This window comes from Nonomuraea sp. NPDC050547 (assembly GCF_044457345.1).
In the GTDB taxonomy this organism is placed as follows: domain Bacteria; phylum Actinomycetota; class Actinomycetes; order Streptosporangiales; family Streptosporangiaceae; genus Nonomuraea.
On record NZ_JBITGW010000006.1, the window covers coordinates 169,181 to 194,217 of the forward strand.

Here is a 25,037-nt window from a genome sequence, read left to right on the forward strand (position 1 = left end):
ACGCTGCCCCGCACACACCCCCGCAGCCCTCGCAGGCCGACCCGAACCCACCGGCGGACACTGCGCACCCAAGCGCTGCTACTGCGGCGAATGCCCCTCGTACACGCCCCACAACCCGTACCCCTCGCTCGCCGACAGCTGGGTCACCGACGCCCGCCACATCGCCGCAGGCAAGAAACGCGCATCACCAGAGCAGCAGGCCGCAGCCAAGGCCACCGTCGCAGCCCAGAAGGAGCGTGAACGCCGCCTCAGACATCCGGCTTGACGCCATTCGTCCATATTCCATTACATCGCCGCGACCTGCGCCAATGCGCCTCAGCCAGCGCGATTTGCCTCACTCGCAAGCCGCCCAGCCAGCCATCACCGCAGGTCACCAGAGCCTACGGAATATGGACGAATTACCTACCACCCCCGGCACAAGAACTACCAGGAGACACGGTTGACCACCGAGCAGGACACCAAGCTCTGGGACCTCGCCGCAGAGCAAGCCGTCCTCGGCACCTGCATGACCGTGCCCTACATCGTCAAGCACATCCGAGCCGCACTCCCCGACCCCACAGCGTTCTACCGCCCCGCCCACCAGCTCATCTACCAGACCATCCTCAACCTCTACGACCAAGACGCCCCCACCGACCCAGTCATCGTCGGCGACAAACTCCAACGCGACGGCACCCTCCCCCGCATCGACAACGGCCTCGTCTACCTCCACGACCTCATGGCCGCCGCACCCCTCGCCGGAGACCCCGCCTGGCACGCCGGAATCGTCGCCAGATACGCCACCACCCGCCGCGCCCTCCACGCCCTCACCCGCGGCATCCAATGGGTCCACAACGCCGGAGACGACGTCCACGACGCCCTCACCGCCGCCCAAGACGAACTGGCCAAGGCCCTCGGCGACATCGCAGGCGCCAGCACCAACGCCGCCAACGCCCTCGCCGGCCTCTACACCCCCATCGACTGGACACACGCGTTCTCCGCCCAACCCGACGACGTGCCCTGGCTCGTCGAGCCCCTCATCGAGCAGGGCCGCTCCATCGCCATCTACAGCCCGCCCAAAGCCGGCAAGTCCCTGTTCACCCTGGAGATCGCCGCCGCCCTCGCCACCGGCCGGCCCGTCCTCGGCCAGGCCGCGCGCGAACCCATGCGCGTCGTCTACATCGACATCGAGAACAGCCAGGCCGACATCGTGGAGCGCCTCACCAACCTCGGCTACGGCCCCGACGACCTCGCCCTCCTCCAGGCCAACCTCGTCTACTTCTCGTTCCCGTCGCTGCCCGTCCTCGACTCCTCCACCGGCGGACAGCACCTGCTCGCCATGGCCAAGGCCCACCAGCCCGCCCTCGTCATCATCGACACCGTCTCCCGCGTCATCGAGGGCAGCGAGAACGACGCCGACACCTTCGCCAACCTCTACCGGCACGCCCTCGCCCCCCTCAAGGGCATGGGCATCTCCGTCATCCGCCTCGACCACTCCGGAAAGGACCTGGAGAAAGGCCAGCGAGGCTCCAGCGCGAAGGGCGCCGACGTCGACGCCGTCTGGCTCCTGGTGAAGACCACCGAGACCCAGCTGTACCTGAAGCGCGAGATGTCCCGGGCCAACCACGGCGTGCCGCTGATCGAGCTGCGGCGCCGCGCGGACCCGCTCCGGCATGAGCTGTGCGCCGCGGCGAATGGGCTCCCGCCGAAGGTGGCCCAGATCGTCGAGTACCTCGACAGCCTCCAGGTGCCGCTCGACGCCCCTCGCGAGGAGGCACGGGCAGAGCTCGCCCAGGGCGGCATCAAGGTGCGCAACGAGACGCTCGCGCAGGCCCTCGCGGCACGGAAGGCGGGCATCACATGACCCTTCAAGATCGTCCCCGATTTTGGGGACGATCATGAAATTTCGGGGACACGAAACCAGCCGCATACCCCCACCTCTCACCTATACCGCCCAGCTCAGAGGCGTCTTCAACGCCGTCCAAGATCAGGGGACAGAAAGGGGACGATCATGAAATCCGCATCAACGCGCAGGTCAAAGCCCCGCACCCCTTCCAATGTAGATCAGGAACTACTCCTACCCCTACCCGGTATCGACGACTTGGGACAGCGGGGACAGCCGGGGACGATCAAGAAGAACCCCCAGGTCAAACCCCACAACAACAACGGGGACAGCGCGGGGACAAGGGGACGATCAAGGTCCGGGCAGAAGTCCCCCACTCTGTCCCCGTCCCCTCCCCTCGATAGAGGGGACGGGAGTGGGGACAGCCCCCGCCCCACCCCACAAACCCGCCACCGCAGACCCCCACGACGCCTCATCACAGGCGACTGCGAACCCCGATGCCTCACCTGCGGACAACCCGACGGCCTCGGCTACTGCGCCCCGTCCTGCGCCACCACCTGCCCCCACATGACCCAGCCGTACAAGGCCGACATCTGCATCACCCTGGCGCGTGTCGACGCCGTCATCGTCATCAGCCCCAACACCGGCTACATGCAACTCCACGTACACGCATGCCCCCACTGCACCCGCACCCACTGGCACGCCCCCACCGACCACCCACACCGAACCGCACCCTGCGGACGCCCCTACATCCTCAACATCAAGGAGCCCCAAAACCCATGACCAGCACCAACGCCACAACGTTGGCTGACGAGCCCGCGCGCGAAGACAAGTACCTCACCGTCGCCGAGATCGCCGCACAACTGCGCGTCGCCCCGATGACCATCTACCGCTACGTCGAAGAGGGCGCGTTCCCCGGCAGCATCCGCGTCGGCCGATCCATCCGCGTCCCCGTCGCCGCCTACGAGGCGTACGTCAAGGCCAGCGTGATCAGCCATGGCTGACGGGCAGTTGGTCATCCGCCATCTCCGCGGACTTTGACGCCACCTGGAGCAGCCATGATCCACATTCGCCACCGCTGGACCACGGTCGAGGCCGTCGGCCGCGTCCTCACCCAACGCTGCGGCATCTGCCTCAAGACCCGCGTCCGGATCGCGTCGTGACCCCTGACGAGGCCGCCTGGGTCCGCGAACACGCCTGGACACCGCGCATGCGCCACGTCGAAACCACCACCTGGCCCGGCCACTACACCCGATGCGCATGCCAACGCCACGACTGCCACTCCTGCACCCGCAACCAGCACGACCGATGCGCCCGCGGCCCCCGCCAATCGCGCGAGGGGATGATCGCCGACCGGACCGGCGTCCACCCCGCATGCTTCGCCCAGCCGTACCAGCACGTCACCATCGACGGCCCACCGCGGCCGACACCAGTCGCCCAGGTGTGGCTCGCGGACCGCATCTGCCGCTGGTCATGCCCTTGCGCCTGCGGCCGGCCCACCGCCCCCAAGCGCATGCCCACGACGTATGAGCTCGTCCCGCTCTTCGACCTCACCGCCTGACCACCGCCCGGAGCTGCCCCGTGACCAACGTCGTCGAGACCCTCGACTGGCTCATCGCCTACTGGCCCGACCTCCTCGACGCCCGCCTCCCCATGGCCACACCACGCCCCTGGCAGCAGAGCGAGGTGTCCCCCGAGGTGCGCGCCGAGCGCGACGCGATCGCCCGCCAGGAACGATTTGAGCGCTCCAACCTGTCCTTCGGCGAATCCCCCGCCCCCGTCGACGTCAGCGTCCTCCAGGCCGCCCTCGACGTCCTCGTACGCGCCGACGACCTCGCAGCCGAGCTCACCGAATGGTCCGTGTGCCCGCCGCCGGCCCCGCCCGCACTCGGCCAGCTCGACGCCCGCCCGTACCTGTACGCCATCCGCGCAGCCCTCCTGGCCGAGCACCACGACTACAACGGTGAGCCCGGCCCGTGGGCAGCCCTCGCCGAACCCACGCTGACCCGCATGTACGAGGCCGTCGCCCGCTGCCTCGCGATGCTCTACACCGGCCAGACCGTCCGCGTCATCTGCCCCTGGTGCCACGGCGTCGACACCGAGCACCCGGCCGGCGGCGCCTGGACATGGCGCGTCGTCGAACTGCCCGGCCAGCAGGTCGCGATCGTGTGCATGGGCGTGTGCGAGCCTCCGCTGCGGGACGTGGGGACGTGGTGGGGTGGGCAGCCGTGCTGGCCCCTCGCCGACTGGCAGCAGCTGGCCAGGCATTCTGTGCAACAGACAGCACAGAGTGACTAATGGGAGCAGAATGTACTCGTGAGCTTACTCTTCACTGCTGCGCCACAGGTTGACTGGCTGGCTCGATGGATCGCAGTCGGCGGGCTTGTCATCGCCGGACTAAGCATGCTGCTTGCGAGGGCAGCGTACAGGCGCGGAGGCTACAAGGTGACGGTCAAAGTCACTGCTCACCTGACTGACATACCTGTCGACGGCACCCACATCTACCGCCGCACATATGCCGAAATTGCCGTCAGCAATCATCGAATGGGCAAGGTTCAGCTCGTGCACTTCCACGCACAGGAACGAGGTAGCGACACTGTGCAGGTCGCTATGACGCAGGGACCGGAGTTGAACCACACCCTGGACGGCATAGCACAGGAGACGTGGGTTGTAGGTCATGGACAGAAGCTCGAGGTTCCGGCATCGCCCGCAGCATCCAAGGAGATTCGGCTAGGTGTCGAGCTCGCCAACGGAAACATCATCTGGAGTGCGTGGGTCAAGGCGGATGGCGCTGACATCGCGCAGTGGGAGGCCAAGTAGTCGTGAGCGTTCCCGACTGGCTTGAGTACGTCAACGCCGCTGGTACTGCAGTCGCCGCGCTCCTGGCCGCTGGCGCGATCGTCCAGTCCACCATCAACAGCAACAAGAACGAGAAGGCGCTGATCCGTGAACGGCGGATCGACTTCGAGCTCGGCGTCCTCGCGGATCTCTCCCAGCTGAACACGCAGGACAGCAACGTGGTTACCCGAGATGCGCGCATGAAGGCCCGCGCTGCCATGCTCAGCAAGGACCTGATTCCGATCACGCGAGCTGCCTTCAACCTCGACACCACTCCCGATGCATACGCCTCGGTGGAAGCAACCTCCCCCAACCGGAGCGAGTTGCGGCAGACCAGGCCCGACTACTTCAAGAAGCAGATCGAGACGGAAATCTTGGCCGCAATCACGAGTCGGCTGGAAGACCGCGCCTGACCTGGCTTGACACCTCCCCTGTGGATAACCCATGATCGAGGCGTCTTCCGCATGCCCGAAGACCTGACAAGCCCCGCCACCGCGCGGGGCTTTCGCACTCCAGGGGGTGACCGATGCCCTCCGACCAGCGCCCCGTCACCGACCAAGAACGCGACCAGATCCGCGACCTCCACGCCCAGGGCCTCGGCTGCAACGAGATCGCGAGACAGATCGGCCGCAACCGCTGGACCGTCTCCACACACGCCAAAGCCATGGGCTTGAGCTTCGACCGAGCCCGCACCCGCGAAGCCACCGCCGCCCGCGCCGCCGACAACGCCGCCACCCGCGCCCAGCTCGCCTCCGACCTCCTCGCCGACGCCGCACGCCTCCGCGCCCAGCTCTGGGAACCCTGCACCATCCACTCGTTCGGCGGCCGGGACAACGTGTACAACGAGCACCCCGTCGACGAGCCGCCGTTCCGCGACAAGCGCGACATCATGTCCACCGTCGGTGTGGCCGTCGAGAAGGCCCTGCGCCTCACCGACTACGACGCCAACAGCGGAGCCAGCGAGGCGCGCTCGATGCTCAGCTCCATCGCCGAGGCGCTGGAAGTCGCCGCGGCGAACCTGCCGCCGGACGACGAGGCGTGAACCTCGACGCGCTCGGCCGCGTCCTCTCCCCCAAGCAGCTGCGCAGCGTCGTGGGCGCGCTGGCCACGCCCCAGATCGCCCTCTGGGCCGGCGCGGTCTCCTCGGGCAAGACCATCGCCTCGCTCCTGGCGTTCCTGATCGCGGTCATCCGCGCCCCCGACCATGGGCTCATCGTCATCATCGGCCGCACCCTGCAGACGATCGAGCGGAACATCATCGATCCCCTCCAGGCGTCGGTGCTGTTCGGCTTCGTCGCTGGGCAGATCCACCACACCAAGGGCTCGACGACCGCAGTCATCCTCGGCCGCACCGTCCACCTCGTCGGCGCCTCCGATGCGAAGGCTGAGGGCAGGATCCGGGGTGCGACGATCGCGCTCGCGTACGTGGACGAGGCCACCTTGGTGCCTCAGGGCTTCTGGATGATGCTGCTGTCCCGCCTGCGGGCGCCCGGCGCGAAGCTCTTGGCGACGACGAACCCGGACGGGCCGGCGCACTGGCTTCGCACCGACTTCCTTCTCCGCGGCGCCGCAGTCGGCGTGAGGAGCTGGCACTTCACCCTCCGCGACAACCCGAGCCTGGAGCAGTCGTACATCGACCTGCTGATGGCCCAGTACGTCGGCCTGTGGCGGCGCCGGTTCATCGAGGGCGAATGGTGCTTGGCGGCGGGCGCGATCTACGACATGTGGGACCCGGCCGTGCACGTGGTGCGCGAGGTGCCGCCCATCACCCGGTGGATCAGCGCGGCGGCCGACTACGGGACGACGAACCCGTTCCATGCCGGGCGCCTGGGCCTGGGCGCCGATCAGCGGCTGTACCTCACGCACGAATGGCGCTACGACTCCAAGCGCGAGTATCGGCAGCTCACGGACGTCGAGTACAGCGCGCGGTTCCGCGACTTCCTCGATCGGACGGGCGGCCGACCGCCGTACACCGTCATCGACCCGAGCGCGGCCAGCTTCCGGGCGCAGCTTCACGAGGACGGGCTCACATCCACGCTCGGCGACAACGAGGTTCTGCCGGGCATCATGACCGTCGCGAGCCTGCTGGCCACGGACCGCTTGAAGATCGCGGCGTCGTGTCCGGAGATCATCAACGAGTTTCCCGGCTACAGCTGGGACGAGGACAAAGCCGAGAAGGGCCTCGATGAACCCGTCAAGGTCGCAGACCACGGCCTCGACATGATCCGGTATGGCACCCACACCACGCGGGCGATCTGGCGCTACCAGCTACGAGAGCCCGTGCTCCTTGCTGCGTAGCTGGCCAGCTGGTCTCACGCGTCCTCGTCGGAGCGGTCAGAGCGATCGCTATGCCGAACGTGCACGCCCCATCGCTTCCGCAGCCAGGCGACGCCCTCGTAGATGACCACAACGGTCGGAATCGTGAAGACTGCCACGCCCCACCCCTCTGACTTGATGACGTCAGAGAAGGCCAGAACCAAGATCGGAACGAGTACACCCCATGTACGAAATTCGCTGATCAGCAGTTTGCAGAGCTGACGACGAGCCCACGAGCCCACGTCGGACAGGCGCATGACGATCGCGGCTCTTACGAGCTCTGCGCCTAGCCACACAGAAGCGGGGCTCTCGGCGAGGTCCACAGCCCATTCGTTCCGCCTCCAGTGCCGTTTGCCGCCTCCAATGAGCATGGCCAGATCGACCAGTCGTTGAGAAGGCGACACCGTGCGCCGCCTTTTGAGAATCATCCGCAGAAGGGCGACTACGAACGAGCCAGCACTGAGGGTGACCAGGAGGAGAGCAGCAGCCGTTCCTTCAGCATCTGTCCAATCAGGCAGCCTGATTGCTAGGGCACCGAGGAGAAGGGCGACCCCGGAAGCTCCGGCGGCTGCGGTAGTGCCAGTACCGCCCTCACGAAGACGAGCTGTGTACGGCCTGACCCAGGTGCGCCCGCCTCCGGGTCGCCTCCTGTAGTGGCCCTTGACGTAGATCGCTCCTTCGCTCCGCTTCATGCCGTGCCTCCTGCCCGGCGAAAACCGGCAGGCAGCCAGCTGCGGCTCTTACGGGCAGCTTGGGCTTCAGCGTAACCATGGCGGCCGACGCTGGACAGCGTGTAGACACGTCGCCGCGGCCGATCGGTCGGGGTGGCCGCTTCCCACTCCCCGGTGATCCAGCCAGCGTTTTCGAGGCGTTCGAGAATCGGATAGACCGTGCCAGGGCCAAGGTCGGTCCGCTCGCAGATCCTGTATCCCCATGGCGGGTCGGCGGGATCTGCAGCGACCAGGAGATCGAGAACCAAGCGGGTCGGCGTCGTCATGCGGATTCGTGATGCGGGTGGCGGATCGCTCATGGATTCTCACCTCGATGCACTAAGGGACCTATATCGAGAACGATACGCGTCCAGAGATAGTTCCACGTTCGTTTTGTGAAAGGACACCTGATGCCGCTGCCGAGCGGCGGCACCTGGCCGCCCCGACACCTCCAGCCCATCTACAGCCACTACAGCGTCCTCGACACCTGGTACAGGGGCGTGCCCGAGGAACTGGCCGCCCTCTACCAGGGCCAGCAGCCGGCCAACCGGCCTTCGCAGTACCGCGGCGGGATCGTTGGCGCGATGGCCCGCATGTTCTGGGGCGCACCCACCCCGCAGGGTGAACGGCTGACGAAGCTGCACGTCCCGGTGGCCAGCGACATCGCCACCATGTCCGCCGACTTGCTTTTCAGCGAGCCCCCGACGATCACCTGCGAGAACGACGCCACCCAGGCCCACCTCGACGACATGCTCCCCCAGCTCCAGGCCACCCTGCTGGAAGGTGCCGAGGTGGGGGCGGCGCTCGGCGGCTACTACCTGCGCGCAGTCTGGAACCCGGATGTCGCGCCGGCCCCGTGGCTGTCTGCGGTGCACGCGGACGCGGCCGTACCGGAGTGGCGGTTCGGCCGGCTGCACGCGTGCACGTTCTGGCGGATCTTGGAGTCCGACGACACCACCTGCTGGTGGCACCTGGAGCACCACCAGCCGGGCGGCATCCAGCACGCCCTGTGGAAGGGTGCACCCGGCCAGCTGGGCGACCAGATGCCACTCACCGCCCACCCCGAGACGGAGAAGCTCAAGCCCGTCGTCACCACCGGCATCGACCGGTGCACCGCCGTCTACATCCCCAACATGAGGCCCAACCGGACGTGGCGGAACTACCCGGCCGGCGCCAACCTCGGCCGCAGCGACTTCGACGGCCCGGTGCTCGGCCTCATGGACGCCCTCGATGAAACCTGGACCAGCTGGATGCGAGACATCCGCCTCGCGAAGGCCCGGCTGATCGTGCCCTCGTCGTACCTGGAGAACGCCGGTCGAGGGAAGGGCTCCTACTTCGACCTCGATCGCGAGCTGTACGAAGCGGTGAACCCGCTCGTCAACAGCGAACGCCTGGAAATCTCGCCGCAGCAGTTCGCGATCCGGTTCGAGGAGCACCGGGAGACGCAGGCCGAGCAGCTGGCGGCGATCCTGCGCGCCACCGGATACTCCGGCCAGAGCTTCGGGCTCGGCGACGACGGCGTGGCCATCACCGCTACCGAGGTGTCCGCCAAGGAGCGCAGGAGCCTGACGACCAGGGCGAAGAAGGGCCTCTACACCCTCCCGGCTCTGGGTGACGGCCTGGAGATGCTGCTGGAGCTCACCGCCGCCCTCTTCCCCGACCTCAGCGTTACCCCGGAACGCCCGACCATCGTGCTCGCCGACTCCGTCTCGCCGGACATGCTGCAGCTCGCCCAGACCGTCGAGCTACTGCGGCGCGCTGATGCCGCCTCCGACGAGACTCTCGTGCGGATGGCGCATCAGGACTGGGACGAAGAGCAGGTGCAGGTCGAAGTCCAGAAGATCGCCGACCAGCGGCCGGATCCGCTCGCCGACCTCGGCAACGCGTTCGGCAAGCCGCCCGGAGTCGAACCCGGCGAAGAAGGGCAGGACGGGCCGCCCCAGGCTGAGAGATGATGGAGGCATGGATACGCCTCTGGTCTGGTTCGGCGGCACTGTGAAGGCCCTCAACGAGGATCTCGCGATCAGTGTTGACGATCTGGACAGCGCGATCAAGGCCGGGCTGTTCACCGAAATGGATTTCGACGAGCCGTACGAGACCCCTGACGGCCGTATGTGACCTGGTAGGGGGTGGTCATCATGGCCGCCCCCACGGTGGACGACCTAGTCGCCACCCTGCTCGACCTGTACACCGGGGTCGAGCGCAGGCTGGCCCGTGACATCGCCGTCAGCCTGCGCGCGGGGATCGACTCACCGGACTGGGCCCAGGCCAAGCTGCGCGAGCTGACCACACTGCGCAGGCGGATCGAGGTCATCCTCGCCAAGCTCGGCCAGGACTCCGACAACGCGGTACGGCAGGCCATCGCCCTCGCGGCACAACGCGGCGGCCAGCAAGCCCTCCGAGAACTGCAGCTGCAGGCCGAGGCTCCGCTGCCGGACCTGGCCAGCGCGCTGGAGGCGCTGCCCGGCTTGGGCGCGCTGGTACGGCTGGCGCGAGAGCTGGCGCTCACCCTGCGCAGCACGCACACCCAGATCCTCCGCTGGAGCCTCGACGTCTACCGTGAGGTGATCGCCCGCGCCGCGCTCCCGGACGTGCTACTCGGCGTGCAGACCCGGCGGCAGGCCGCCCAGCACGCCTGGGAGGGCTTCCTCGACAAGGGGATCACAGGGTTCACTGACACCGCGGGCCGCCGCTGGGAGCTCGCCTCCTACACGGAGATGGCCGTGCGCACCGGCACCCACCAGGCGATGCGACAAGGCCACTTCGACCGGCTGACCGACGCCGGTGAGGACCTCGTCATCGTGTCCGACAGCCCGCGCGAGTGCGAGCTATGCCGGCCCTGGGAGCGCCGCGTCCTGTCCCTCTCCGGCCGTGCTGGCCGGGTGCTGCGCGAGGACGAGATTGTGGACGACCGCATCATCGCGGTGAACGTCGTCCCCATCGCGGTCGCGCGCGCGGCCGGGCTCTTCCACCCGAACTGCACGCACTCCACGAGCCTCTACCTGCCCGGCGTCACGCGGGTGGACAACGCGGTCCACGACCCGCACGGCTACGAGGCAAAGCAGCGCCAGCGCGCCATCGAGCGCCACATCCGCCGCTGGAAACGCCGCTCCGCGGGCGCCCTCGACCCGCTCGCCAAGCGCCGCGCTGACGCGAAGGTCCGCGAGTGGCAGACCGCGCTGCGCGCCCACATCGACGAGCACGGCCTCAAGCGGCTCCGCTACCGCGAGCAGATCGGCCGCGCCCGCTGAAGCTCCGCCCTGGCGTGACGCCACGGCGGCACCGAGCACCAGGACGTGAGGTCCCGGCGCCCACCTGAAGGAGAGCAGCCGCATGGCTGACGACGACACCACGACCGACGACACCACCCAGGACGACACGACAGCTGGCGGCGGGACGTCCCAGCAGGGCGACGACCTGGCCGGGCTGAAGTCGGCGCTCGCTGCCGAACGCGAGCAGCGTAAGACCCTGGAGAAGCAGGCCAAGGCCAACTCCAAGGCGGCTGAGGAGCTGGAGAAGCTCAAGGCCGCAGCCATGAGTGACCAGGAGAAGGCCGTCGCCGCGGCCAAGGCCGAAGGCGCGACGGAGGCGTCCAAGGCGTTCGGCGCCAAGCTCGCGGCGACCGCGTTCCGGGCTGCGCTGGCCGAGGCCGGGCTCAAGCTCGGCGACGCCGCCGACCTCATCGACACCACGAAGTTCGTCACCGACGTCGGCGACGTGGACGAGGCCGCGATCAAGAAGGCCGTCGACCGGCTGGCCAAGCTGGCTCCGAAGGCTCCCGGCACATCGGGCGGTGACTTCGGCGGCGGCAACGGAAGCGCCGGCCAGAAGGAGCGCCCGAAGTCCATCCGCGAGGCGTATGCCCGCCAGCAGACCTAACCACCAGACAGGAAGTGAGAGATGGCCATCACCCTCGCGGACGCCATGCGCAACGCCGCGTCGGACGTCGATTACGCAGTGATCGACGAGACCCGGCGCGGAAGCTGGCTCCTCGACCAGATCACGTTCGACGACACGGCGACCCCGGGCACGGGCGGTGGCAGCCTCACCTACACCTACGCCCGCCTGACCCAGACGCGCGGCGGTCAGTTCCGTGCCTACAACACCGAGTACACCCCGTCCGAGGCGAAGCGCACCCAGATCACGTCCAGCCTCTATCCGTTCGGCGGGGCGTACAACCTGGACCGGGCGCTCGCTCACCTGGGCCCGCAGCTCACCGACGAGATGGCGTTTCAGACCTCGGAGCTGATCCGCGGCGTCCGGACCACGTTCGCCACCCAGCTCATCCAGGGCGACCACGCCAGCAACGTCTTGGGGTTCGACGGCCTCGACGTTGCCCTCACCGGCTCGGTGACCGAGTACATTCCCAACGCCGGCGGCACCTACTACGCCGACTGGTCCGAGGCCACGGTCAACACCGTCGACAAGGCGATCACCGTCTCCAACGAGCTGGACCTGTTCCTGTCGCTGCTCAACGACGAACCTGACGCGCTGCTCGGAAACCGGCTGATGATCGCCCGCGTCCGCGCCATCGCCAAGCGCGCCGGCCAGTACTCCATCACCCAGGACGCCCTCGGCCGCACCGTCGAGCGGTACGGCAACGCCGCCCTGGTGGACCTGGGCACCACCAACGACGACATGACCGGCGACACCACGTACGTTATCCCGGTCGAGACCCGGGACCCGGACGGCGGCGGAGGCGGCGGCAACATCACCAACCTCACCGACCTGTACGCGGTCAGGTTCGGCATGAACGCCCTGCACGGTGCCAGCGTGGCCGGCAAGCCGCTCATGAAGACGTGGGACCCGGACTGGACCACCAGCGGCGCGGTCAAGACCGGCGAGCTGGAGATGGGCCCGGCCACCCTCGTGCTCAAGCACGCCCGGAGCTGCGGCGTCATCCGCAACATCAAGGTCAAGTAGGAGACCACCGTGAGCATCCGATTCTTCGAGATCCACGCTCCCCGGCCGGACTTCACCGGCCGGGTCGGCGGCGTGTCCTTCGCTGACGGTGTCGCCCGCGTCAGCTTCGACGACACCCGCGACAAGGACGGCTTCTGCGCCGCCGACGAGAACACCGTGCAGGTGGGCCGCTCGGCCGTGCTGTTCGCGAACCGCAACGCCTCCAAGGGCTACCGGGTGGTCGAGACCGACGCGTCCGGCCAGCCCCTGCCCGAGCCGGAGGAGAAGCCGAAGAGGCGCACCTCCTCCGGCAAGCCGCCCGCCCCGCCGAAGGAGCCGCCGGCCCCGCCTGTGTCCCCGGCCAACCCCGACGACACCAAGAAGGAGGGCGAGCAGAAGTGACCACGCTCAGCCGCTACTACGAGGGTGTGCTGGCGGACGCCGCCGCACTCGACCTGCCGTACAACGCCCTCCCCGGGCAGGATCAGAGCGCGTTCGTGCGCTCCAACATCCCCGCCTGGGCGTGCACCAGCGACTTGGCCGCGACCGCGACCGGCGTGGCCATCGGTACCCGCGTCTGGCTGCGCAAGGGCGACGTCGTCACCAACATCGCGTTCGTCGCCGGGAACACCGCGCTGGCCACCGGCACCGCCGGATGGCACGCCCTCTACGACCCCGACGGCGCCCTGCTGGCGCAGTCGGCCGCCCAGGGCGCCGCGGCGTGGGCGGCCAACACCGCCCGCAAGCTGGCCCTCACCGCCCCGGTGACGATCAAGAAGGACGGCTGGTACATCGTCGCCACCTCGACCACGGCGTCCACCGTCCAGACCCTGATCGGCTCCGCACCGATCGTCACCGCCTCGGCAGCCGTCGGCGGCAAAGCCATGGGCTTCACGTTCGGTTCGGCGACCGGCGACGTGGCCCCGGCCACGACCGGCACCCAGACCGGCGTCGCCAAGTGCCCGATCGCGATCGTGAGCTAGGAGGACGGCGACATGGCACGAACTGCACTCACCGCCACCAAGCTCACCGAGGCCGGCATCGACCCCGAGGCCGTCGACACCGCCGCCGAGCTGACCGACGGCAACAGCTTCCAGTGGGCGCCGCACCGGATCTTCGTGGTCCTCAACGGCGACGACGCCGCGCTGACTCCCACGTTCGTCAACCCGAGCGTCGTGGGGCCGTCCTCGCTGGCCGTTGCCGACCTGCCGGGGAACGCGGTCGCCGCGGGCAAGTGGCGGCCGTACGGCCCGTTCGACGCGTCGTATCGGCAGCCGGACGGGTCGGTGTGGGTCAACTACGCCGGGACGACCCCGACCAACGTGACCGTGGCGGTTTTCGACGCCTGAGCCCGCGGGCGGGCCGTGCTGAGGGTGCTGCGTCCCGCCCGCGACCACCTGGGAGGTGCCATGGCGTACGCGACCATCGCAGACCTCGTCCCTACGTACATGGCTGTCGCCCCGGACAACGCCGAGCTGCTGCTTACCCGCGCCAGCCGCGAGGTCGACCAGGCGCTCCTCAGCGCGGTCTACGACGTCGACGAGGACGGGGCGCCGACCGAGGCCGCGCACGTGACCGCGCTCATGGAGGCGACGTGCGAGCAGGTGGCCGCGTGGGTGGAGGAGGGCGAATCGGGCACCGGCGTGGCAGGCCGGTGGGATGACGTGCAGCTCGGCTCCCTCCGGTTGGCGCGGCGGGGGCGCGGCTCACAGGCCGGGGTGGGTGGTGGAGGCTCGGCCGCCGCCCGCCTCGCACCACAAGCCTGGAAGATCCTGCAACAGGCTGGCCTGGTCGGCGGCCTCGGCCCGTGGACAGACTGATGGCCGCTATACCTGCCTGGCTGCTCAGGCACACCGTCACCATCGAGCCGCACGAGGGCGAAGGCCCGTTCGGCCCCGAGTACGGCGACGCGATCACGGTGAAGTGCTTCGTGGACGACAAGCTCCAGAAGATCCTCGACAACACCGGCGAGGAGATCGTGGCCCGCACCGTCATCTACATGCCGCTGTTGACGACGTGCCCGGTCGGCTCCCGCGTCACCGTCAACGGCCGCCAGGCGCAGGTTCTCGCCGCACTCCGCCGGGACGGTGCCGGTCTCCCGACGCCAGATCATCTGGAGGTGGCCCTCCAATGACGCGCGCCCGACTCAAGCTCAACACGGCCCAGATCCGCGCACGCCAGCGTGCGGGCGCGGTGCGCGGCCTGCACAAGGCCGTCAACCACCTGCTGGAGCGGTCGACGGCGGTCGCGCCGATCGAGGAGTCCACCCTCATCAACAGCGCGGTCACCAGCGTCGACGACAGCGCGCTCCGCGCCGCCGTCTCCTACGACACCGTGTACGCCGTCCGCCAGCACGAAGAGCTGACCTGGCGACATGACCCGGGCCGGCAGGCCAAGTACCTGGAGCAGCCGCTCAACGACGAGGCGGGCACCATGTGGGAGCTGATCGCCGCCCAGATCCGGCGGGCACTCCGGTGACCCTCCTGGAGGAACTGCTCGCGCTGCTCGGCCAACTCGACCTCGACATCGGGCCTGCCTTCTCGCCGAAGATGCCCGCGACCCCGGATCGTTGCGTGGTCCTGGCCCGGTACGGCGGCGCCGAGAGCAGGCTGGCCGACAACTACGACGAGGTCAGAGTCCAGTTCCGCTGCCGCGGCCCGGCCTCCGACCCGCGCGTGGCCGAACGCGACGCCGAGACGATCTACAACGCGCTCAACGGCCTCGCCAAGATCCGCCTCGCTGGCGGCACCTACCTGTCCCTCGCCGTCGGCCTGTCCGGCGGGCCGGTCTACATCGGCCAGGACGCCAACAAACGCGACGAGTACACGGCCAATTTCCGCGTCGAGGTGTCGCGGACAGCATCACACAGGGAGAACCCATGACGTTCGTGAAGATCGACTCGCGGGACATCATCTACCAGGTCGAGTCCGCCACCCCCGACACCTGGCTGCGCGTCGAAAACCTCGCCAACGTGACCGTCAACCGAGCCGAGAACGAAGAGACGGCCGATACCACGGACTACGACAGCGAGGGCGCCTACGAGCAGGACATCATGCAGCGCGGCGCCTCCATGGCACTCGCCGGCCAGGAACTCAAAGACGACGCCACCGGCGCCCTCCAGCCTGGCCGGGCCCGCGTCGAGGAGATGGCCGGCGAAGACAAGGTCGGCTACGCCTCCTCCCAGGGACGAGTCCGGTTCCGGCATCCGCTCAGCCAGACCTGGGTCATCTGGCGATGCACCGTCAGCCTGGGCGAGACCGGCGGCGCCACCAACGACAAGAGCGCGTGGGCGGCCACGATCACCAAGTGCGGTCGCTCCACCATCGCGGCGGTGGCCTGACCATGTCGAACTCCGAGCCGATCGACCCCAACGCCGACCTGCACGACGCCATCGATCAAGCCGTCGCTGACGCCGCCGAGACTCAGGGGTGGGACGACTTCTGGGCCGAGGTCCAGCGGCAGGAAGCTGATGAGCGCAAGGGCCCGCCGACCCAAGTCATTCGCGGCGTCACCGTGCGCGTCCCTCACGACTTGCCTCTGCTGTTCGAGCGCAAGACCGACCAACTCAAGGACTCCGGGTCCGAAGACGCGTTCAAGGAGCTCCTCGCCGATCTCTTCGGCGTCGACGTGCTCGACGCCTGGATCGCCGCTGGCATGAGCGGCCGCGAGTTCGAGGTCGTGCTCGCGTGGGGCATGGCCAACGGCAAGGGCCGCGAACTCAGCTTCCGCGAGGCGTACGAGATGGTGCGGGACAAACAGCAGTCGGGAAAAGCGAAGAGCTCGACCCCGAGGACTGGCGGATCAGGAAGTACTGGACGCTCATCGAAGCCGACTTCCGGCGCGAGTACCAGCTCACGAAGAGGCAAATAGGCCAACTCACCCGCCGCGAGTTCGCCGCCCTCGTCGTCGGCCTGTCCAAGGACTCCATCTATCGGCTCGTCACCGCCAACGAGCCGCTGGAGCTTCGCGGCGAACAGGCCAACTCCTACCTCAGCACCCTGTGAACGCGAGAGGCGGTGACCTCTCGTGAGCATGACCGTGGGCGAGCTTGTCGGCTACATCGACCTGGAGGACAAGCCGTTCCACCGCGGCGTCGACAGCGTCGAGCGAAGGTTCCACCGGCTCGACACCGCGGTCAGCTCCACCAGCGGCTCGATAGAGTCCCGGGTCGCATCAGCGTTCGCCCGGGTGGCCGACTCTATCGGCGACGGCATGGACCCGGACGAGGCCCTGGCTGATCTCGCCCAGCTCGTCGACGGCGTCGAGGATGCCCTCAAGGACACCGAGAAGGCTGCGCGCAAGGGCGGCCGGCGAACGGGCATGGCGCTCACGGATGAGCTCGGCGACGCGCTGGTCGTGGCCGAGGACGTCGCGGGCGTTGCTGGGGAACGGGCGGCCGAGGCGTTCGTGCGCGGCGCTGACGGCCGCCTGCGTGACGCGCGAGGACGGTTCGTCTCCCAGGGCACCACCTTGTTCGACGGGCTTGGCGACGGGGCCGAGCGCAACGGCTCCCGCATCACGAACGCCCTGGGGGGCGCCCTCGACGTCGCCCAGGCAGGAGTCGCCGGCGTGCTCGGCGTCTCCAAGTTCGCCACCGTCGCAGTCGTCGGGCTTGGGGTGGCGGCGCTGGCCACAGCGGCGGCCGTGGCCGCGATCGGTGGCGCGCTCGCCCTCGGCGTGGTGGGGTTGGGCGCTTTCCTGGCCGCCAACAAGGAGGTCAAGAAGGAGCTCACTGACCTGGGAAAGTCGGCGCTGGAGGTCTTCCAGAAGGCCGCCGCCCCGCTGCGCGGCCCGATCCTCGACGGGCTGGAGCGGCTCCAGGGCAAGATCCTCCCGCTCGGCGACATGCTCGCCGAGGTCTTCCGCAAGAGCGCACCCCTGATCACGAAGGCCTTCGATGTCGCCATCGACGTCATCGACAACCTGATCGACAAGCTGCCCGGCATCGTCGAGAAGGGCATGCCCGTCGCCGAGTTCTTCCTCACCACGCTGGGCGGAGCGGTCAACGGCTTCTTCAACTTCATCGCCTGGGGACTCGTCAAGATCGAGGAATTCAAGGCCGCATGGAACGACTCCGGCACCACCCTGGGCGCGTGGGCCGCCCGCGTGGGCGAGATCGTCGCCCAGGTCAAGGCGTTCTTCGGCGACGTCTTCGCCACCGTCCAGCAGTGGATCGGCGACAACCAGTCCAAGATCTCGGAATGGGGCGCGTCCCTCGAATCCGGGTGGAAGACCGCCTCCGACGCGATCTCCTCCGCCATCGAACTCATCTCCCTGCTGTGGGACGAGTTCGGCGACGACATCCTCGACCAGCTCGCCAACCTCGTCGACACCTTCCTCGGCATCTGGAACGGCCTCTGGCAGACCATCGGCGGCATCCTCGAAGCCGCCATCGGCCTCTTCACCGGCGACTGGGACCGCATGGCCAAAGGCCTGGAGAAGATCTGGGACGGCCTCTGGAAGATCGTCGAATCCATCCTCGTCGGTGCAGTCAAGTCCATTGGCAATCAGATGCTGGCCGCCTGGGAGTACGTCACCGGCATCACCAACCTCAGCTGGTCCAAGGTCACCAAGACCATCTCCGACGCGGTCAAGCTTGCGATCACCTACGTCAAGTCGATCCCCGGCCAGATCAAGGCCGGACTCGGCAACATGGGCGCTCTGCTCGTCCAAGCGGGCCGTGATCTCATCAATGGCCTGGTCAACGGCATCAAGGCGACGGCGTCACAGGCTGTGGATGCGGCCAAGGGCGTGGTCAAGTCCGCCGTCGACGGGGCCAAGAACCTCCTCGGCATCAGCTCCCCGAGCCGGGTCTTCGCAGAGATCGGCCGCTGGACTGTAGAGGGCTTGATTCAGGGCCTGACCTCGGAAGAAGGCCGGGCCGTCGACACCGTCAAGCGGATGGTCGATCAGATCAAGGCCGCCTTCGCGTCGATGCCGGAGACAAAGGACCACCTGCTCGCGTTCGTGACCAAGGGGAACGACTCGCTGGCCAAGCTGGCCGATCAGCGCGAGGCGTTGGTGAAGCGGCTGGCGGAGGCGAAGGAGTACGCCAAGCAGGTCGCTGGCGATGCGAAGGAGTGGGCCAGCATCACGGGCCTGTCGGAGGAGGAGCTCAACAGCGGCGACTTCTCGGGCGCGTTGAAATCGAGGGCCCAGCAGATCAAGGACTTCGCCAATGACATCAAGCGCCTGGCCGAGCGGGGTCTGAACAAGACCACGTTGAAGCAGATCATCGACGCGGGTGTCGAGGGCGGCGGGAGCCTCGCGGAGATGCTGGTCGGGGCTGACGGCAGCGAGATCAAGGCGATCAACAAGGCCCAGAAGCAGATCGACAACATGTCGAAGCAGCTCGGGAAGAGCGGCGCGGACGCGCTGTACGACGTGGGCAAAAAGGCAGGTCAGGGCTATCTGAAGGGCCTTGAGGACAGCCTGGCGAAGCTCGACGCGCAGATGACGAAGATCGTAAAAGCTCTCGTGTCGGCGATCAAGCGCGAGCTCAAGATCAAGAGTCCCAGTCAGGTGATGGCCGACGTCGGCCTCGACACCATGGCCGGCCTCGCCCTCGGCATCACCACCGGCGGACCCATGGCGCTCACCGCCATCACCGGCGTCGCCAACCAGATCGCCAACCAGGCCGCGGGTTCGCTCGGCCGGATGGTGGCCGGTATGCAGCCTGGCGGGCCCGTGGACGCGTCCGTCGCGACGGCGGGCGGCCGGGTCGGCGGGTCGGCCTCGACCGGGCTGGACGGAGTACCGCAGGGTCCGCCGCCCGCGTCCGGGGTGACGGTGAACGTCGACATGTCCAACAGCGTGGTCCGCGAGGAGCCGGATATCGACAAGATCGGCCGGAACGTGGGCTTCAACGTGCTCGCGTCCGGCCTGGTCTGACTCGGAGGTCAGCATGAGCGTGCAGGGATACACCGAATCCGACCTACGGCGGCTCCGGTCCGTGGCGGCCCGGCCGCGCGGCTGGTCGCACCAGATTCGGCCGGTGGTGCGGGAGTACCGGGACATCGTCACCGGCCACTGGATCAAGGTCATTAAGGATCAGCACGGCAACCACGTGCGCATGCGCTGGACGGGGCAGGACGCGCGCGTCGTCCTGCCCCACCTCAGCATCAACCCGTGGACGGGCGTCACGATCAGCAAGGAGTACAGATGAAGCGCATCGTGCGCCACGGGCAACGGCAGCGCCAGGCGGTCCGCGCCCTGGAAGACGCGCTGGAGCCCATCGAGGAAGCCCTCTACCAGGCGAAGGAGGCGTACTGGTCGGCCGTTGAGAGCGGCGACCCGGACGCCATCCGGGAGGCGAAGCAGGCCAAGGTGGAGGCCGCCACGCGGCTGGAGGAGACGCGGACGTGGCTGCGGCGCGAGGCCGAGATCGACAAACTCCAGACCCGCACGATTCCGCGCCTGGAGGAGATCCTCGCCGCGCCGATGTTGGTCAAGACCGGCAAGAACGACGCTCAGGAGGATCCGCAGGCCCGCGCCGAGGTCGAGCTCACGCTCGCCGCCGCGCACGCCGAGCTCGACGAGCTGACTGCGCTCGCCGTACCGCTCCGGCGCGAGCTGGAGGCGCTCGGCGGGGTCGTGGTCGGTGATCCGGTCCCGCCGGATCTCCCGCCGGACAGCGCGGACGTGACCGTGCCCAGCATCACCGTGACGTCGCGCGCCCGCGCCACTGCCAGGAAGGACGGCTGACATGGCATCCGGTGTGTACCTGCCGACGTTCGAGGACATCCTCGACGCGACCGCGCTCGGACTCGTCTGGGATGCCGAGGATCACAAGGCGGCGCTCTACAACGCCACCCGCGCCGGGGCGGCCGACTTCAACGCCAACACCGCCTACGGCACAACCAACGAGATCAGCGGCACCGGCTATACGCCGGGCGGTGTGGTCTTCACCGGCACCGCGTTCACCCGTCCCGGCGCCGGAGTCAGCAAGTTCAGCTCGAACGCCTACCAGTGGACCGGCAGCACCCTCAGTGGCGTCAGGTTCATCGACCACTACGCGGATGCGGTCAGCGGCGACCCACTCATGTTCGGCGTCGACCTCGTCACCGCCTACAACACGGCCGACGGAACACTCCTCGTCACGCCGCACTCCAACGGACTCGTCACCTTCGACCTCACCCCGCCGTAGCCAGCGCGCCCACCCGCCCACTTGCCCACTCACCCGTAGACGAGGAGGTGGGTACACGTGGCGATCGCGATCGACGGCGCGTCACCGGCGGTGGCCGACGACAGCAACACCACGGTGACCACCGCGAGTTTCACCCGCCCGGCCGGCGGGTTGCTGGTGGCGATGGTGGCCGCCCTGTCGGGGAACGCTCCCGCCGTGTCCGGCGGCGGCCTCACCTGGACCCGGCGTGTCCAGCGGAGCGCCGACGGGCCGTGGGTGGAGATCTGGACAGCGCCGGTCACCGGCTCCGGCGCGATGACCGTCACCCTGACCATCACCGAGTCGTTCGGCGTCGTGGCGGGCGCCATCAAGGTCGATGCCGTCACCGGTCAGCATGCGAGCCCGATCGGCAACACCGGCAACAACGCCTCCACGACGAACACGCTCAACGTCACCGGCTACACCAGCTCGGCCGCGAACTCGCGCGGGTTCTTCGTCGCCGTCGAGGACAACAGCCTCGGCGCGGTGACCGTGGCCGGCGGCGACACCGGTTTCCCGTTCACCGCCACCCACGCGTTCGGCGACTTTTTCGGCATCGCGATCCGCAAGTCCGCCAACACCCCCACCAGCGGCTCGGCGGTGTCGTTCAGTGCGGACGCGACCGGGACCGACGATGCCGACTGGACGTGGGCGGCACTGGAGATCAAACCCGCATCCACAGACGCCAGCATCGAAACCACCACGGTCGCGACCGCCGCCACGGTGCCGGGCGTTGTCGCCACGGTGTCCGCCTCCCCGGTGCCAGCCACCACGGCGGTCACCACGACGGTGCCCGCCGCCGCCGTGTCGGCCGGGTCGAACCTGCACCCGGACACCGTCCCCGCCACGGTCGGCGTGCCCGACCCCAGCGTCACGACCGAGAACACCGAGGTCGTCGAACCCACCACCATCGCCGCGGCCGCAGACGTTCCGGCACCGCAGCTGGCGGCAAGCTCGGACGCGACCCTGGCCACCATCGCCGCCGTCCTCCAGTTGTACGCGCCGACCATCCAGGCGGACGCGCACGTCACCTTGTCCCCGGTCGCGGTGGCCGCCGCCGTACCCGCGATCATGGCGACCGTGCCGGTCCTGCCAGGTGACGCGATCACGAGGCCTGGCCAGATCGAATGGAACGGGACCCTCCTCGGGTCGCTCACCCCGTACTCCTGGCAGCGGCTCGAAGGCTGGATCGACAGCGCACCGTTCATCTCCGGCAACGTGGACCGGCCCGACTCCTCGGGCTCCTACCCGGGCCAGCCGTACAGCGGGGAGCGCGTCATCAACTGGGGCATGCTGATCAAGGCCCCGCGCGACCAGATCGGCCAGGTCGTGCACGATCTGATCATGGCCACCGGGCCGGCCCAAACCTCAGACGAGGGCTGGCTGGTCATCTGGGACTTCGACGACATCCAACCCCGGCTCGTCCGCGCCTTCCTCTCCGACCGCAAGCCCGGCCCGATCGACCGCCGAGCACGGCTCGGCCTGATGCACGGCGGCCTCCAATGGACCGCGAGCGACCCCCGCCGGTATGACCCGGTCCGCTCCTCGCTCACCATCGCCAAGGACGTGCAGACCAGCATCCTCAACGACGGCAACGACGCGACACCAGGAGAGCTGCGCTTCCCCGGCCCAGCCACCGGCGTCCAGGTCGAGAACCTGACCAACGACCGGGTGATCGCCTTCGACACCGTCATCGGCTCCGGCCAAACCCTGGTGATCGACGTGAAAGAGGGCACTGCCTCGATCGGCGACGTGAACCATCTCAACGACCTCGTCGACGGCAGCACGTCCATCCAGGACTTCGTCTTCGACCCCGGCGCCAACGAGCTGCTCTACACGGCGGACACCGGCGGCAGCGCCGGTATGGAGACTTTCTGGCGCCACGCCATCAGCTGAGGGGGTGGATCGTGCCGGGAACCGCCACGCCGCGCGCCGCGACCGTCACCCCCATCACGGGGCCGTTCGATCTCGTCGACGCCCCCAGCGGGGTGATGGCCGGCGACACCCTGTACGCCTTCGTCACCACCAACGGCGACCTGGCCGACATCGACATCACCGGCGGCGCCCCGTGGACGCAGCAGGCCGAGTTCGAGGGCACCCGCCTCTACGGATCCGTCGCCGGCCCGGACAACCCGAGCAGCTACAGCGTCGAGCTGGGGGACGGTGACCGTGGCCTCGTCGGGCTGCTGCACCTGCGCGGCGCCACCCTGTCCGGCATCCTGGCCGTCGTCGACTCCGGAGGCCTTGCCCCCGAGGCCGGGGTCCCGTGCCCGGCCGCCTCGCCGGGGGTGGCTGCGGGCGTCGAGGTGCGCTACTGCGTGGGCGGCAACCCGATCGTGCCCATCACGTTCGCCGACGAGGGCATGACGGTCGAGGCGCAGGCCCACGACGGGGCGAGCACCTCGGTGTTCCTGGGCGCGCGCACGTCGCTCTCCAGCGCCGCCCTGCCGGTCCGCCACATCGACCCCGGATTGGCGGTCGTCGCCGCGTGGGAGGCGTGGACGCTCATCGTCGCCCCGGGCGACTACACCCCGGAGCCGCCGCCGGTGCCCGCTTACGCGGTCAAGGGCCGGGCCCTCTACCGCTACACCGCCCACGACCTGCTCACCGGCGAATACATCGACGACATCTACCCGCGCGACCCCGTCTACTCCAAGCGCATCCGCGAACCCGGCCGCTTCTCCTGCTCGCTCCCCATCCCGAACACGAGGGTGGCCGCCGCCCTACGGCGGATCATCCCCAAACTCAAGAGCGATCTGACGACCGGCCCCGGCCGGGTCCAGATCCGCGTGTGGCGGGACGGCGAGCTGCGCGGCCGGTACTGGCTGACCGGCGCCCGCCTCTCACGCGGCACTGACGGGAAGATCGCGATCGAGCTGCGCGCCAGCACCTTGGACGCGGTCTGGTTCTCGTTGCGCGTCACCGAGACGCTCGACGGCTCCGATGACGAGCAGATCGACAACGCAAGGTTTGTGCTGGCTCACGGGCTCACCAAGCTCGGCGGGGATCTCGGCATCGTCTTCCAGACTGGCGGCACCGGCGAGGTTCGGCCGCTGCTGATTAAAGCGGCCGACGCCACGTCGTACGGCCGGGTGGTGCAGGAGTTCAGCCGTACCGGGAACGGCTTCGAGTACTTCCTGGCCGAGACCGTCGACGAGTCCGGCGACGTCGTTTCGACGTGGGTGTGGGGAGCGCCCAAGATCAGCACCAGCATCCAGCACGTGTTCTCCACGTCGCCGCACGGTGGTGACATCGACTCCTACGGCCTCGACATGGACGCGTTGCGCGGCGGTACGGACTGGCAGGTCCGCGGCGGCACACCGCAGGTGGAGGCCCAAGAGACCGCGGTGCCGCTCATGTCCGAGCTGGTCACCACCCCGCACCGGGCGGCCGGCTGGGCGCGGATCGACCACCTCGTCGACCACCCCACCCAGTCACTCGACCAAGACGAGCTCGACACACTCGCCACCTACTACGCCACCGTCGCGGGCGGAGCCCTCTGGGTGCGCACCGTCACCGTCCTGCCCTCCCGCAAATCGACCCTCACCATGAACTCGCTCGGCGACTACGCCCGCCTCCTCATCACGGACGTGTGGCATGAGCGCGAAGACGGCGGCGCCGGGTTGGACATCTCCGAGCGCATCATCGGCATCGAAGTGCGGCCCACCGGCAAGGGCCGCGGCCGCGAAGAGGTCACCTTGACCCTTGAGAGTGTGGAGGTGCCGTGACGTGACTGACCAGTACGGGGCCGACCTGGAACGCATCCTGCGCGACATGGAGCGGCGCCTGCAGAAGCTGGAAGCCGCCCAGCGGGTGCGGCCCGGCCTGACCATCGACTTCCCGAGGGGCGCCGCGGTGTCGCAGACGGACTTCGATCTGAGTGACGCACCCGCCACCTACACGCAGGCCTACGCGCAGGCACAGTCCACCGGCATCGCCGCCCTCTTCTTTGACCTGAAGGAACTGCTGATCAGCCTGCGCGGCGGCAACATCATCGACACCTGAACGGAGCCCTCGTGACGCAGCCCGACCCCCTCGGCCCCGTCCAGATCGGAGCGCGGGAGATCTACGACCAGCTCCTGCAGACCGACCGCAAGCTCGACAAGATCGACGGCAAGGTCGAGCAGGTCGCCCAGGCCCACGGCGAGCTCGCCAAGGACATGAACGACCACGAGGGCCGCATCCGAGTGCTGGAGCGCGGGCGCTGGCCACTCCCCTCGCTGGCCGCCCTCATTGCGCTCGCCTCGCTCGTGCTCACCCTCATCGCCCTCACCCGAGGAGGCTGACC

32 protein-coding genes are annotated in these 25,037 nt (G+C 68.5%); 30 read left to right on the forward strand and 2 right to left on the reverse strand.

Going from position 1 to position 25,037, the window contains the following annotated elements:
- Positions 1-439 precede the first annotated feature (439 nt).
- The 8 genes from ACIBHY_RS17025 (at position 440) to ACIBHY_RS17060 (ending at position 6,955) form a co-directional block, all read left to right on the forward strand.
- The gene (locus tag ACIBHY_RS17025; protein ID WP_397307114.1) at positions 440-1,840 is read left to right on the forward strand and encodes an AAA family ATPase; all 1,401 of its coding nucleotides are present in this window, start codon (positions 440-442) and stop codon (positions 1,838-1,840) included.
- A 758-nt stretch (positions 1,841-2,598) separates the two neighbouring features.
- Positions 2,599-2,823 carry a helix-turn-helix transcriptional regulator gene (locus ACIBHY_RS17030; RefSeq protein ID WP_397307115.1) on the forward strand — a complete coding sequence of 75 codons (225 nt, stop codon included), beginning with the start codon at positions 2,599-2,601 and terminating at the stop codon, positions 2,821-2,823.
- A 155-nt stretch (positions 2,824-2,978) separates the two neighbouring features.
- Positions 2,979-3,380 carry a DUF6248 family natural product biosynthesis protein gene (locus ACIBHY_RS17035; protein WP_397307116.1) on the forward strand — a complete coding sequence of 134 codons (402 nt, stop codon included), beginning with the start codon at positions 2,979-2,981 and terminating at the stop codon, positions 3,378-3,380.
- 20 nt (positions 3,381-3,400) lie between these two features.
- Positions 3,401-4,117, forward strand: coding sequence for a hypothetical protein (locus ACIBHY_RS17040; RefSeq protein ID WP_397307117.1), 717 nt, complete (start codon positions 3,401-3,403; stop codon positions 4,115-4,117).
- Between the two features lie 18 nt (positions 4,118-4,135).
- Positions 4,136-4,639 (forward strand): hypothetical protein, encoded by a 504-nt coding sequence (locus tag ACIBHY_RS17045; protein ID WP_397307118.1) that lies wholly within the window; start codon positions 4,136-4,138, stop codon positions 4,637-4,639.
- Between the two features lie 2 nt (positions 4,640-4,641).
- Positions 4,642-5,070: a hypothetical protein gene (locus ACIBHY_RS17050; RefSeq protein WP_397307119.1), complete on the forward strand. Its 429-nt coding sequence runs from the start codon at positions 4,642-4,644 to the stop codon at positions 5,068-5,070.
- 113 nt (positions 5,071-5,183) lie between these two features.
- Entirely contained in the window at positions 5,184-5,699 is a 516-nt protein-coding gene (locus ACIBHY_RS17055; protein WP_397307120.1) for a helix-turn-helix domain-containing protein, read from the forward strand.
- A complete protein-coding gene (locus ACIBHY_RS17060; RefSeq protein ID WP_397307121.1) occupies positions 5,696-6,955 on the forward strand; it encodes a PBSX family phage terminase large subunit in 1,260 nt (419 codons plus the stop codon). The genes ACIBHY_RS17055 and ACIBHY_RS17060 overlap by 4 nt, the downstream gene beginning before the upstream one ends.
- A 14-nt stretch (positions 6,956-6,969) precedes the next feature.
- Here ACIBHY_RS17060 and ACIBHY_RS17065 read toward each other — a convergent pair whose 3' ends face one another.
- Together ACIBHY_RS17065 and ACIBHY_RS17070 are read right to left on the reverse strand one after the other, a co-directional pair.
- The gene (locus ACIBHY_RS17065; RefSeq protein WP_397307122.1) at positions 6,970-7,296 is read right to left on the reverse strand and encodes a hypothetical protein; all 327 of its coding nucleotides are present in this window, start codon (positions 7,294-7,296) and stop codon (positions 6,970-6,972) included.
- Between the two features lie 365 nt (positions 7,297-7,661).
- The gene (locus ACIBHY_RS17070; RefSeq protein ID WP_397307123.1) at positions 7,662-8,003 is read right to left on the reverse strand and encodes a PadR family transcriptional regulator; all 342 of its coding nucleotides are present in this window, start codon (positions 8,001-8,003) and stop codon (positions 7,662-7,664) included.
- A gap of 90 nt (positions 8,004-8,093) precedes the next feature.
- Between ACIBHY_RS17070 and ACIBHY_RS17075 the strand changes: the two genes are divergently transcribed.
- The 22 genes from ACIBHY_RS17075 to ACIBHY_RS17180 all read left to right on the forward strand — a co-directional run bounded on the left by ACIBHY_RS17075 (position 8,094) and on the right by ACIBHY_RS17180 (position 25,035).
- Positions 8,094-9,638, forward strand: coding sequence for a hypothetical protein (locus ACIBHY_RS17075; protein WP_397307124.1), 1,545 nt, complete (start codon positions 8,094-8,096; stop codon positions 9,636-9,638).
- 7 nt (positions 9,639-9,645) lie between these two features.
- Entirely contained in the window at positions 9,646-9,801 is a 156-nt protein-coding gene (locus ACIBHY_RS17080; protein ID WP_397307125.1) for a hypothetical protein, read from the forward strand.
- Positions 9,802-9,821: 20 nt separating this feature from the next.
- Positions 9,822-10,934, forward strand: a complete 1,113-nt coding sequence (locus ACIBHY_RS17085) for a phage minor capsid protein (protein WP_397307126.1) — start codon at positions 9,822-9,824, stop codon at positions 10,932-10,934.
- 82 nt (positions 10,935-11,016) lie between these two features.
- A complete protein-coding gene (locus ACIBHY_RS17090; protein ID WP_397307127.1) occupies positions 11,017-11,562 on the forward strand; it encodes a hypothetical protein in 546 nt (181 codons plus the stop codon).
- A 21-nt stretch (positions 11,563-11,583) separates the two neighbouring features.
- A complete protein-coding gene (locus tag ACIBHY_RS17095; protein ID WP_397307128.1) occupies positions 11,584-12,606 on the forward strand; it encodes a major capsid protein in 1,023 nt (340 codons plus the stop codon).
- A gap of 9 nt (positions 12,607-12,615) precedes the next feature.
- Entirely contained in the window at positions 12,616-12,987 is a 372-nt protein-coding gene (locus tag ACIBHY_RS17100) for a hypothetical protein (protein ID WP_397307129.1), read from the forward strand.
- The gene (locus tag ACIBHY_RS17105) at positions 12,984-13,568 is read left to right on the forward strand and encodes a hypothetical protein (protein WP_397307130.1); all 585 of its coding nucleotides are present in this window, start codon (positions 12,984-12,986) and stop codon (positions 13,566-13,568) included. The genes ACIBHY_RS17100 and ACIBHY_RS17105 overlap by 4 nt, the downstream gene beginning before the upstream one ends.
- Positions 13,569-13,580: 12 nt before the next feature.
- Complete coding sequence (locus tag ACIBHY_RS17110) at positions 13,581-13,934, forward strand: hypothetical protein (RefSeq protein ID WP_397100535.1); 354 nt, start codon at positions 13,581-13,583, stop codon at positions 13,932-13,934.
- A gap of 99 nt (positions 13,935-14,033) precedes the next feature.
- Positions 14,034-14,405 carry a hypothetical protein gene (locus ACIBHY_RS17115; protein ID WP_397307131.1) on the forward strand — a complete coding sequence of 124 codons (372 nt, stop codon included), beginning with the start codon at positions 14,034-14,036 and terminating at the stop codon, positions 14,403-14,405.
- Entirely contained in the window at positions 14,405-14,719 is a 315-nt protein-coding gene (locus tag ACIBHY_RS17120; protein WP_397307132.1) for a hypothetical protein, read from the forward strand. Before ACIBHY_RS17115 ends, ACIBHY_RS17120 begins: the two co-directional genes overlap by 1 nt.
- The gene (locus tag ACIBHY_RS17125; RefSeq protein ID WP_397307133.1) at positions 14,716-15,063 is read left to right on the forward strand and encodes a hypothetical protein; all 348 of its coding nucleotides are present in this window, start codon (positions 14,716-14,718) and stop codon (positions 15,061-15,063) included. Before ACIBHY_RS17120 ends, ACIBHY_RS17125 begins: the two co-directional genes overlap by 4 nt.
- Positions 15,060-15,467: a minor capsid protein gene (locus ACIBHY_RS17130; protein WP_397307134.1), complete on the forward strand. Its 408-nt coding sequence runs from the start codon at positions 15,060-15,062 to the stop codon at positions 15,465-15,467. Before ACIBHY_RS17125 ends, ACIBHY_RS17130 begins: the two co-directional genes overlap by 4 nt.
- On the forward strand, positions 15,464-15,925 hold the full coding sequence (locus ACIBHY_RS17135) for a phage tail tube protein (protein WP_397307135.1): 462 nt from the start codon (positions 15,464-15,466) through the stop codon (positions 15,923-15,925). The genes ACIBHY_RS17130 and ACIBHY_RS17135 overlap by 4 nt, the downstream gene beginning before the upstream one ends.
- Positions 15,926-15,927: 2 nt before the next feature.
- Entirely contained in the window at positions 15,928-16,455 is a 528-nt protein-coding gene (locus tag ACIBHY_RS17140) for a hypothetical protein (protein ID WP_397307136.1), read from the forward strand.
- A 156-nt stretch (positions 16,456-16,611) separates the two neighbouring features.
- A complete protein-coding gene (locus ACIBHY_RS17145) occupies positions 16,612-19,476 on the forward strand; it encodes a hypothetical protein (RefSeq protein ID WP_397307137.1) in 2,865 nt (954 codons plus the stop codon).
- Between the two features lie 13 nt (positions 19,477-19,489).
- Positions 19,490-19,750 carry a hypothetical protein gene (locus ACIBHY_RS17150; RefSeq protein WP_397307138.1) on the forward strand — a complete coding sequence of 87 codons (261 nt, stop codon included), beginning with the start codon at positions 19,490-19,492 and terminating at the stop codon, positions 19,748-19,750.
- The gene (locus ACIBHY_RS17155) at positions 19,747-20,289 is read left to right on the forward strand and encodes a hypothetical protein (RefSeq protein WP_397307139.1); all 543 of its coding nucleotides are present in this window, start codon (positions 19,747-19,749) and stop codon (positions 20,287-20,289) included. The genes ACIBHY_RS17150 and ACIBHY_RS17155 overlap by 4 nt, the downstream gene beginning before the upstream one ends.
- Position 20,290: 1 nt before the next feature.
- On the forward strand, positions 20,291-20,731 hold the full coding sequence (locus ACIBHY_RS17160) for a hypothetical protein (RefSeq protein ID WP_397307140.1): 441 nt from the start codon (positions 20,291-20,293) through the stop codon (positions 20,729-20,731).
- Positions 20,732-20,788: 57 nt separating this feature from the next.
- Positions 20,789-22,645, forward strand: coding sequence for a hypothetical protein (locus ACIBHY_RS17165; RefSeq protein WP_397307141.1), 1,857 nt, complete (start codon positions 20,789-20,791; stop codon positions 22,643-22,645).
- Between the two features lie 11 nt (positions 22,646-22,656).
- Positions 22,657-24,477 carry a hypothetical protein gene (locus ACIBHY_RS17170; RefSeq protein ID WP_397307142.1) on the forward strand — a complete coding sequence of 607 codons (1,821 nt, stop codon included), beginning with the start codon at positions 22,657-22,659 and terminating at the stop codon, positions 24,475-24,477.
- A gap of 1 nt (position 24,478) precedes the next feature.
- Entirely contained in the window at positions 24,479-24,754 is a 276-nt protein-coding gene (locus tag ACIBHY_RS17175) for a hypothetical protein (protein ID WP_397307143.1), read from the forward strand.
- 11 nt (positions 24,755-24,765) lie between these two features.
- Positions 24,766-25,035: a hypothetical protein gene (locus ACIBHY_RS17180; RefSeq protein ID WP_397307144.1), complete on the forward strand. Its 270-nt coding sequence runs from the start codon at positions 24,766-24,768 to the stop codon at positions 25,033-25,035.
- Positions 25,036-25,037 lie beyond the last annotated feature (2 nt).

What these genes read in the sequence shown, in the direction of transcription:
- ACIBHY_RS17030 (WP_397307115.1), top strand. Translation starts at nt 2,599, where the DNA reads ATGACCAGCACCAACGCCACAACGTTGGCTGACGAGCCCGCGCGCGAA.
- ACIBHY_RS17055 (WP_397307120.1), top strand. Translation starts at nt 5,184, where the DNA reads ATGCCCTCCGACCAGCGCCCCGTCACCGACCAAGAACGCGACCAGATC.
- ACIBHY_RS17070 (WP_397307123.1), bottom strand. Translation starts at nt 8,003, where the DNA reads ATGAGCGATCCGCCACCCGCATCACGAATCCGCATGACGACGCCGACC.
- ACIBHY_RS17075 (WP_397307124.1), top strand. Translation starts at nt 8,094, where the DNA reads ATGCCGCTGCCGAGCGGCGGCACCTGGCCGCCCCGACACCTCCAGCCC.
- ACIBHY_RS17080 (WP_397307125.1), top strand. Translation starts at nt 9,646, where the DNA reads ATGGATACGCCTCTGGTCTGGTTCGGCGGCACTGTGAAGGCCCTCAAC.
- ACIBHY_RS17085 (WP_397307126.1), top strand. Translation starts at nt 9,822, where the DNA reads ATGGCCGCCCCCACGGTGGACGACCTAGTCGCCACCCTGCTCGACCTG.
- ACIBHY_RS17090 (WP_397307127.1), top strand. Translation starts at nt 11,017, where the DNA reads ATGGCTGACGACGACACCACGACCGACGACACCACCCAGGACGACACG.
- ACIBHY_RS17095 (WP_397307128.1), top strand. Translation starts at nt 11,584, where the DNA reads ATGGCCATCACCCTCGCGGACGCCATGCGCAACGCCGCGTCGGACGTC.
- ACIBHY_RS17110 (WP_397100535.1), top strand. Translation starts at nt 13,581, where the DNA reads ATGGCACGAACTGCACTCACCGCCACCAAGCTCACCGAGGCCGGCATC.
- ACIBHY_RS17115 (WP_397307131.1), top strand. Translation starts at nt 14,034, where the DNA reads ATGGCTGTCGCCCCGGACAACGCCGAGCTGCTGCTTACCCGCGCCAGC.
- ACIBHY_RS17120 (WP_397307132.1), top strand. Translation starts at nt 14,405, where the DNA reads ATGGCCGCTATACCTGCCTGGCTGCTCAGGCACACCGTCACCATCGAG.
- ACIBHY_RS17125 (WP_397307133.1), top strand. Translation starts at nt 14,716, where the DNA reads ATGACGCGCGCCCGACTCAAGCTCAACACGGCCCAGATCCGCGCACGC.
- ACIBHY_RS17135 (WP_397307135.1), top strand. Translation starts at nt 15,464, where the DNA reads ATGACGTTCGTGAAGATCGACTCGCGGGACATCATCTACCAGGTCGAG.
- ACIBHY_RS17140 (WP_397307136.1), top strand. Translation starts at nt 15,928, where the DNA reads ATGTCGAACTCCGAGCCGATCGACCCCAACGCCGACCTGCACGACGCC.
- ACIBHY_RS17150 (WP_397307138.1), top strand. Translation starts at nt 19,490, where the DNA reads ATGAGCGTGCAGGGATACACCGAATCCGACCTACGGCGGCTCCGGTCC.
- ACIBHY_RS17155 (WP_397307139.1), top strand. Translation starts at nt 19,747, where the DNA reads ATGAAGCGCATCGTGCGCCACGGGCAACGGCAGCGCCAGGCGGTCCGC.
- ACIBHY_RS17160 (WP_397307140.1), top strand. Translation starts at nt 20,291, where the DNA reads ATGGCATCCGGTGTGTACCTGCCGACGTTCGAGGACATCCTCGACGCG.